This is a genomic window from Aeromonas sp. QDB11, from assembly GCF_027705265.1.
Classification (GTDB): Bacteria; Pseudomonadota; Gammaproteobacteria; order Enterobacterales; family Aeromonadaceae; genus Aeromonas; species Aeromonas allosaccharophila.
In genome coordinates, this window is record NZ_JAPDBM010000212.1 from 1 (window position 1) to 790 (window position 790).

1 protein-coding gene is annotated in these 790 nt (G+C 52.9%); it reads right to left on the minus strand.

The genetic code is table 11. The features are described 5' to 3' along the window. Nucleotides 1-694 (minus strand): AAA family ATPase (locus OKC40_RS22720; protein ID WP_270797053.1); only part of this gene is annotated, 694 nt, incomplete at its 3' end. Nucleotides 695-790: the final 96 nt, after the last annotated feature.

The window sequence follows — 790 nt, forward strand, 5'->3', positions numbered from 1 at the left end:
TGCGGATCAGGCGAATAATGGTCAGGGTTTCCGGTGACAAACTCACCTCATGCAGTTGCTCTCGCCATTTAGCCCACTCATCGGCCTTCACAACAAGCGAGTCATCAATCCTGATAGCCGCCTCGGTCGGTTTACACGCCAGCAATCGTTCAAAATTATCAGACTGCTCAATGGGCCCGACCATCAGGCGGATGATAAAGCGATCATACAGCGCATCCAGCCCCTGATTGGCATCGGGTGTTTCATTCGACGCAGCCACCAAGGCTTTCAGTGGGGCCTGCTCGATCTGTTCGCCATTGCGAAAGGTGTGCTCATTGATAAGTGTCAGCAGGGTATTGAGGATCGCCGGGCTCGATTTCCATATCTCGTCCAGAAATGCGAAATCGGCCTGGGGCAGATAATGCTCGGTTTTACGAACATACCGATCTTCTTTGAGTGCCTTGATCGAGATGGGGCCAAAGACCTCCTCGGGGGTACTGAACCGGTTCATCAGATACTCGAAGTAGGCCGGATTGGCAAAGGCACAGGCGATGCGACGGGAGATCAGGCTTTTGGCCGTGCCGGGTGGGCCGTAAAGAAAGGTATTCTGACCACACAAGGCACCCAGCAGTGCCACCGAGATCACCTCCTCCCGCTCAAACATCCCTTCACATACCGCGTTGACCAGCCGTTCCATCCGTTGTTGTAATTTCATGTTTATCCCTAACTGACTGTTTATCTTATTTAATTTTTATGGTGATGCGATGCAACCAAGGCTCGCCATTCGCCTGGCCGTCACCCTCACTGAGGG